The organism is Labilibaculum euxinicum, assembly GCF_009795715.1.
Taxonomy (GTDB): Bacteria; Bacteroidota; Bacteroidia; order Bacteroidales; family Marinifilaceae; genus Labilibaculum; species Labilibaculum euxinus.
On the sequence record NZ_WTCR01000027.1, the window covers coordinates 1 to 8,085 of the forward strand.

At 34.7% G+C, this 8,085-nt stretch carries 7 protein-coding genes; 6 read left to right on the top strand and 1 reads right to left on the bottom strand.

Annotation, left to right across the window (positions count from 1 at the left end; translation table 11 throughout):
* The first annotated feature begins 606 nt into the window (after positions 1 to 606).
* The 3 genes from GQR60_RS19845 (at position 607) to GQR60_RS19855 (ending at position 3,013) form a co-directional block, all read left to right on the top strand.
* Positions 607 to 1,617, top strand: coding sequence for a tRNA dihydrouridine synthase (locus tag GQR60_RS19845; protein WP_124994609.1), 1,011 nt, complete (start codon positions 607 to 609; stop codon positions 1,615 to 1,617).
* Between the two features lie 467 nt (positions 1,618 to 2,084).
* Positions 2,085 to 2,687, top strand: coding sequence for a hypothetical protein (locus GQR60_RS19850; protein ID WP_124994610.1), 603 nt, complete (start codon positions 2,085 to 2,087; stop codon positions 2,685 to 2,687).
* A 101-nt stretch (positions 2,688 to 2,788) separates the two neighbouring features.
* Positions 2,789 to 3,013, top strand: a complete 225-nt coding sequence (locus GQR60_RS19855; RefSeq protein WP_124994611.1) for a hypothetical protein — start codon at positions 2,789 to 2,791, stop codon at positions 3,011 to 3,013.
* Positions 3,014 to 3,484: 471 nt separating this feature from the next.
* Here the strand turns inward: GQR60_RS19855 and GQR60_RS19860 are convergent, their stop codons facing one another.
* Positions 3,485 to 3,637 carry a hypothetical protein gene (locus GQR60_RS19860; protein WP_154675815.1) on the bottom strand — a complete coding sequence of 51 codons (153 nt, stop codon included), beginning with the start codon at positions 3,635 to 3,637 and terminating at the stop codon, positions 3,485 to 3,487.
* Positions 3,638 to 4,193: 556 nt separating this feature from the next.
* On the opposite strand from GQR60_RS19860, the gene GQR60_RS19865 reads away from it, so the two are divergent.
* The 3 genes from GQR60_RS19865 to GQR60_RS19875 all read left to right on the top strand — a co-directional run.
* On the top strand, positions 4,194 to 6,071 hold the full coding sequence (locus tag GQR60_RS19865) for an ATP-dependent nuclease (RefSeq protein WP_124994612.1): 1,878 nt from the start codon (positions 4,194 to 4,196) through the stop codon (positions 6,069 to 6,071).
* Between the two features lies 1 nt (position 6,072).
* Complete coding sequence (locus GQR60_RS19870) at positions 6,073 to 7,593, top strand: UvrD-helicase domain-containing protein (RefSeq protein WP_124994613.1); 1,521 nt, start codon at positions 6,073 to 6,075, stop codon at positions 7,591 to 7,593.
* A 259-nt stretch (positions 7,594 to 7,852) separates the two neighbouring features.
* Positions 7,853 to 8,085: MazG nucleotide pyrophosphohydrolase domain-containing protein (locus tag GQR60_RS19875; RefSeq protein WP_317163675.1), on the top strand; the 233-nt coding region annotated here is incomplete at its 3' end.

Sequence of the window (8,085 nt, forward strand, 5' to 3'; positions counted from 1 at the left end):
TCTGTGTTGCTTTGTGACCTCTGTGGTTAAACAATTCTCACCACAGAGAACTGAGGTTCAATGAGTTTTTTAACGCGATACAATCGCGCACCAGAACAAGAAAAATTAATAATGAGAGAAGTAGAAAAGAACAAGAAAAAAGTAAGGAACACAAACCATCATCTGCACCGTGCTTTAGACCGGTGAGCAAAGGATAAAACACAATGCTTTTTCTCTGTGTTGCTTTGTGGCCTCTGTGGTTAAACAATTTTCACAACAGAGAACTGAGGTTCACTGAGTTTTTTAACGCGATACAATCGCGCACCAGAACAAGAAAAATTAATAATGAGAGAAGTAGAAAAGAACAAGAAAAAAGTAAGGAACACAAACCATCATCTGCACCGTGCTTTAGACCGGTGAGCAAAGGATAAAACACAATGCTTTTTCTCTGTGTTGCTTTGTGGCCTCTGTGGTTAAACAATTTTCACAACAGAGAACTGAGGTTCACTGAGTTTTTTAACGCAATACAATCGCGCACCAGCACAAGAAAAATTAATAATGAGAAATCTATAAATAACAATAAATCTTTTTCATTAATAATTGATAATTCTTAATTTATAATTAAACATGAGCAATTTTTGGCACAACATACCAACTCCCAGCTTCTCACTCGCTCCTATGGAGGACGTAACCGATACCTCGTTTCGCGAGATCGTTTTACAAACCATGCAGGAAGGGAAACTGAACATTCTATTCTCAGAATTTACTTCGGTTGACGGCATGTGCCATCCCGTAGGACACGAGAAAGTAAAGCACCGCCTGCGGATTAACGATTCGGAAAAAGCATTGCTGAAGCAGAAAAACGTGAAGATAATTGCACAGATTTGGGGAAAAGATCCGGAGAAATACTACAAAACTGCTCAATACATTGCACGGGAAACCGACTTTGACGGCATAGACATCAACATGGGGTGTCCGGTTAAAAATGTAGTGAAAAACGGTTGCTGTTCGGCACTTATTGCACAGCCCGATCTGGCCAAGGAAATTATATTGGCCACCAAAGAAGCCACCAATCTGCCTTTGAGCGTAAAAACCCGCATTGGCTTTAAGCAGGTGGTTACCGAATCGTGGATTTCCCACTTGCTGGGCACACCTATTGATGCGCTGGCAATTCACGGCCGCATACAAAAACAACTGTCAAACGGAATGGCCGATTGGAACGAAATCGCGAAAGCGGTGCAATTAAGAAACGAACTCGCTCCACAGATAAAAATTATTGGCAATGGCGATGTAGACAGTTACGAAGAAGGACTCCAGAAAGCAAAGCAATATGGTGTTGATGGCGTGATGGTAGGTCGTGGCATTTTTAAAAATCCCTGGTTCTTTTATCCCGGTAAGGGAGAAGTGAGCATGAACGAAAAGCTGGCACTTTTAAAAGAACACACCCGTGTATTCGATACAACCTGGGGAAGTGAGAAGAATTTTGCCATTCTACGGCGCTTTTTCAAAATTTACACCAGCGGATTTACCGGTGCCTCGGCCCTGCGCAATGTATTAATGAATACACACAATGCAGAAGAAGTTTACGAGGCACTTGAACAGTTTACAATGAACAGTAATCAAGGAACAATTTATTAAAAAGTTTAACCACTAAGTACTCAAAAGGATAACCCGAAGTAACACAAAAAAAATTATTTCCATCAATACTTTTTCGCTCTGTGACCTCTGTGGTTATATAAATAACCATTAACACAGACATTATCAAACAAAATTCACCACAGAGAACACAGAGAACACAGAGAACACAGAGAACACAGAGAACACAGAGAACACAGAGTATTAAAAAATAATATTTATTTACAATAGTCAAGCATTTACGTTTTTACTTTGTGCTACTTCGTGAAGAAACTTGGTGTACTTTGTGGTTAAATAAAAATTACCGCAATAAGCAGTAAACAATCGCAATCATCTTTAGACTTTGGACCTTCGACTCTTCAAGACTTTTCCAGCCCCATGGTATAATTTTTGTGCTTATTTAGAGCAACCAACAGCTCTTTTTTCATCTACCAGTTAAGAAGTAACCAAAAGCATAAATCTAAATTGCCATGAAAACAAAAGAAACACTTTTAGCCATCTTATTTATTTTCGTAACCATAGTTTCGTGCGACAAGGATTCTAATCCTGATAAAATACCAACATGTTTTAACGATTACTTCCCACTGCATATTGGCGATACATGGGAATATAAAAATTACATCCGGAAAGCAAGCGTAAGCAGTACGATCAATAATAAGGAATATACATTAATCACTAGTGAAATATTTAGGGCAGATACTCTATACGATACCAGAGAGGATTTTTACAGAGTAGAAAATGGGAAGGTTTATAAACTCTACACCAATCAATCGGATGAATTTCTTTTTGCTGATTTTACCCTTGCCGAAGGAGAATCCTGGAAATACACAGGAGAAAATATGAATGGCGACCAATGGAATGTTACGGTACAAGAAAAAATCGACTTTGATTTTGGCAACACCGTTCTTCACAATTGCAAGCCCTTCTACTACGATGTTCCTGGCTGGGCCGATGAAGAGCAAGTTTATGTGTTTGCACCCGGAATAGGTATAATCAGTATCTATTCGCCGGCTTGGGGCGCTGGTGATACCATTCAAAAAGCAAAGATTAACGGCATAACATATCAATTTTAAAGTTCGTAAGCTGGCATAATTATTGCTTTATACGCAACCAATTGCTCATTACTGCATCAAGTATAGAGATGAAGTAATTTGCTTTAAAACTTACCCGTATTATGAAAACATTTACATCAGTAATGATCATTATTCTATTAAGTCTGTGTCATTATGTCGACAGATTGAGCCAAAAACAAGAAAATAGCTTACCTCCACAAAGCAATAACAAATTATTATCCCCTGTTGAGTACCAAGAAAACGAAATTGACAATTTAAGAAAAGATTCCATTTACTACACCCATCAAAACAATAAGGAAATAGACATTTACAGTGCTGTGAACTAATAAATTTGCAGATCCTCCCGGGATGACAATAGAACTGATTATAAGACTGGAAAAATAAAAGTGCCGAGCTCAAATACTAGTCATACCCTGACAGGAACGGCTTGCTTACAGTCAGAGCGAATAGTCGAAAGATCACTAATTTTACCCCTAAATCCCCTAAAGGGGACTTCCCTCTTCTTAATTTTAATTTCGGTATTCTTTTTAAGCCCCTTTAGGGGTTTGGGGTATCTTGAAGGTCAAACTGTCTTAAAATAAGAATAATCAAATACTTTAGCCCAGGGTTAAAATAAAACTCTTCCTTTTTAATTACTAATTGTTGTGCCACTTTAAACTCCCTCCTAAATGTTCTTCTCTCTTGTTTCATAATTCTATGATATAATTTTTAAATAATCATATCTTAACTCTGTGTCCATATAAATGCAGCAACTTCACAAAATCTTTTCATCTTAAAGGGAACACTTCGCCCCTATACTATCTGGTTTTAGAATCAACACTGAAAGAACCCGAAAGAGTCTTTTTTTTGTACTGCATTTTTTGAATTCCTTGTTCGATTGCCGGACTACTACTAGTCCAGGTATCGGACAAGTACTTGTACAGGTATCGGACCAGTACTTGTACAGGCATCGGACAAGTACTTGTACAGGCATCGGACAAGTACTGGTCTTATTCTAAAAACAGGTATAAGTGGTAATATCCTGACAAAATAAAAGCCAATTCGTAAAAAATTGGCTTCTATAACAATCAATAAAATAATTAACTAACAGGTACAAGATCAATTAGCATCTGCAAACAAAGCCTTTCTTTACTATTTATATTAATACCGAATAAGCAAATCTGCTTTCCTGTTTTTATTTTATGCTTACTTTTAAAGGGCGACTGTAAAAAACAAATAGGATTTACTCCTGGGAGTAAAAGATCTCTTGCAAAAATCAAGAGTTCTTTAGATACAATTTCAGACAATAAAGAGAAGAATAACAACAACTTACAAAAAGCAACAGATAAGTGATGTAAAGTACATTGTACTTTGCACATACGTTGTGCTTCATGCCAAAAGAACGATACAGCTTATATGAAATATTGATAACCCAACGCACAAATAGCACATTTACAAGCTCTGCCGCACAGGCTGATACTTCAGCTTGTAAAAGAGCTATTATTTGCCAACACACAGATTAGAGTTATGTATGTAAATAGACTAGAAATTGAAAATTATCGGAATTTTAAGAACTTCTCAATAGATTTAAAACCACTGACTCTAGTAATTGGGGAAAATAATGTTGGGAAATCAAACCTTCTTGATTCACTGGGATTAATCTTTAGTCAGGAAGTGTCATTCTTCAAAAAAAGGACACTTGAGGTTTCGGATTTTAACTACGATAGTATTGTTGCTTTAAAAAGAAAAATCCTTGATTCTGCTTTTCCCATTGAAGATATAGAATATCCGTTTATTAAAATTTCAGCAACCTTAACTGATTGGAATCTAGACCAAGAATCGGTTATTTCAGAATGGTTTTGTAACGAGGATTATACAGAAGCAAAACTAACTTATACTTTTTCTCCTGTGTCAACATTTAATAAGGCTGAGGAAATTCAAGGACAAAGAGATTTTATTCAAAAATATAAAGAGGAAATATCAGAAGATAAATTTTCGAAACTTAAAGAAAAAGAAGTCCTTGACTTAATTAATTTCCCAATTTCAAGATATCACTATTCTATTATTGGAGGTAATCAAAATGATACACAAGCAAACATTTACCATTTAAATCAACTTAAATTTGAGTTGTTAGATGCATTAAGAGACGCAAAAAGTGAATTGACTGCAAGTCATAATAATCGACTTTTATTTAGGGTCTTAAACTCGAAAGATGAAAACGAGTATCAAGACTTAAAAACACAACTAGTAGGATTACAAGATGCAATCGAAAAGAATGATGCTATAAAATCAATTAAGGAAGGAATCTCAACTCAGTTGGACAAAATTTCACTAAGCACCGATGATTCTAAAAACATTGTAGACCTTATTTTTTCAATACCAAATATAGAAGACCTACTTAAGAAGCTGAGTCTAATATATGGGGAAGACCCCGTTCGAATAGAGCGAAACGGGACAGGAAGAAACAATCTTTTGTTTATATCTCTGATTCTTTCATTTATTGAAGACCCTAAAAAAGCTCAAACTTCATTTTTCAGAATCGTAGGAATCGAAGAGCCCGAATCCCATTTGCATGCTAACCTTCAAAATCACCTAGCAAATAATATTGAGCAGTTAATAAAAGAAAATGATAGTAAGGATTATCGAAAGGACATACAATTAATACTTACTTCTCATTCAAACCATATTTCTACAAAAATAGATTTCGACAATACTGTTGTCCTATACCATAAAGGGGATTTATTAACACCACATTATATCTTATCAGGGTTTAAAAAAGATGCACATAGTACTAAAATGGTTAGATATCTTCGCAAATATTTAGATGCCGAAAATATCAATCTTTTTTATTCCAAGAAAATTGTTCTGGTGGAAGGAATTTCAGAGAAATTATTGTTCCCAATATTTTATAAAATTCAAACTACCCAAACAATCGAAGAAACGAGTTGCAGTGTGGTAAGTGTAAATGGTCTTGCATTTAAAAACTTTCTTGAAATTATAAGAAATGGTTTCCATACAAAGTGCCTTGTATTAACTGATAGTGATAAAGACACAAAGGCTGAAGACAGAGCAGAAAATTTAGATGTAGAGTATAAGGGTGTGCCTGAAATTGATATTAGGGTAAGTTCTAAATCAACCTTTGAAAAAGATTTAATTGCTTCAAACAACACAGGTGGAAGCAAGAATATATTATTAGAAGTAATTAAAATAGTTAGACCAAATGCGGGTAAAGAATATGCTGATAAACTAGGGGAAGATGATATTGAGGTTGAAGGTTATTTCCAATTAATAGAAAAGTTTAAATCTGATTTTGCATATCAGTTAATGATTCGTCTAGAGAAGGATTCTACTAACTTTAATGTTCCTGAATATATTTTAAATGGTATAATTTATTTAACAACTTAGAATGTCTAAACCTAAACTCATAATTGCTGGACCAGGTGCGGGTAAAACATATGGGATGGTAAATGAAATAATCTCATCCCTGAACGATTTATCTCCAGCCAGATATATGGTTGTAATAACCTATACTAATTCAGCAACTGATAATATTAAAAGTAGACTTGCAAAAAGGATTCAAATTCCAAAGAACCTATTTATAGGTACAATGCATTCCTTTCTAAATAAGTTTATCGTTATTCCATTTTCATCATTCCATAATAAAGAGGTTAGTGGCGAGAAATTATTTATCCAGTGCCAAACCAATGATATTTTTGCCAAAGCGACTAAAGGTCAAAGTGTAAATTTCAAAACTGCTAACTTTATTAAAAAGAAACTAAAGGCTAAGATGAATTCTAATGGTTATATTACATATGACCAGACTGTTTCTTTAGCAAAAGACTGCATTGGAAATAAGGAGGTTAGAAGGATTCTTTCAAATAGAATACAATTTCTTTTTGTCGATGAATTTCAAGATACAAGTAATAGTATCTTTGCGATTATAGATGGTCTCAGAAAAGGGAAAAAAACCAATATATACTGCGTTGGAGACCCAGAACAACATATACAGAGTTTTGATTCTGGCATAAAGATATTTGAAAATATTCCAATATTGAAATGTGCGAACAGTTCCCAATTTAAAGTTGTTTTAAATACGGATAATTATAGGTCAACCCAAAATATCACTTCTTTTTTGAATCATTTTAATGCTCGGAAATTTAATGGGGAAATATTTCAACAAGAAAGCAAATCGGATACTGAAGGCGAAAAAATAAAGTTCATTTCTGACTATGGAGAAATCTCTAAAATGTCTCCAAAATTCTTTGAACAATGTGATACATTATCAATTTCGAGTAATGAGCGTTGCTTAATTGCTAAGAAAAATGATGTTATAAAAAGGATTTCGGCCTCATTAGCCCATAATATAATTACTCCTAAGAAAAGTGGTAACTTAAATCCTATAAAAGAGATTAAAGCAACTTTATTATCAACTTTAGGATTGAATCAAACCCAATTTTGCGAAAAATACAATACAGATGAATTCGGTGTCATAAAATATAGTTTGAAAATATTTAAAGCTATTCGAGAAGGAGTTATTACAAATGAAAATACATTCGGGAAATTCGTAAAAGATGAAATTGGACTTGAACTTAATTCTGAGGTTCCAGTGAAGATTGATAGATTACGAATTAATATGTCTCCTGATAAAATAGATAATGCTGTAGTAGCATCAAATATTCATAATTATAAAGGTTTAGAATCTGATGCAGTATTTGCAATAGCTAAAACTCATGAAGAACTAAAACTATGGTTGGAAATGAATTTTGATATTAGAGATTTGTACAGGGATAAAGAAATGACTGATTATTCTCGGCTTGGTTATGTTGCTTTTAGTAGGGCGAGAAAATTATTATGTATAGGTTGCTTGGAGCAGATTGATGATGCAACAATTCAAAAATTGGAGGAATTAAATGTTGATATTATATAGCTCTCCCTTCTCAGTCAAGCACATTTGCAAGTCGCACATGCAATCGCACAGCCAAAACTTGCAAAAGAGCTTGTCTGTCCGACACACAAATGAATGAGAGAATAGAAAGCACGAAAGCACAATCGAATAGCCCGCCCCGCTAGTAATTACTAGCAGGGAGAGGCTTTCACACCCCTCCTGTCAATTTACAATCCAAATTAATCTCAAAACTCCCAAATACTTTTGTAAATTTGATCTTCGAATATAAAATGCAGAACAAATGGATCGAAAACTAAAAGCCTTTGAGCGCTTACTAAATATTATGGATCAGCTTCGCGAAGGCTGTCCGTGGGATAAAAAGCAGACCTTTGAGAGTCTGAGAACGTTGACCATTGAAGAAACCTACGAGCTGGCCGATGCCATTTTAAAGGGTGAAAATCAGGAAATAAAGAAAGAATTGGGCGATATTCTGCTCCACATTGTGTTCTATGCCAAAATAGGTTCTGAAACCAA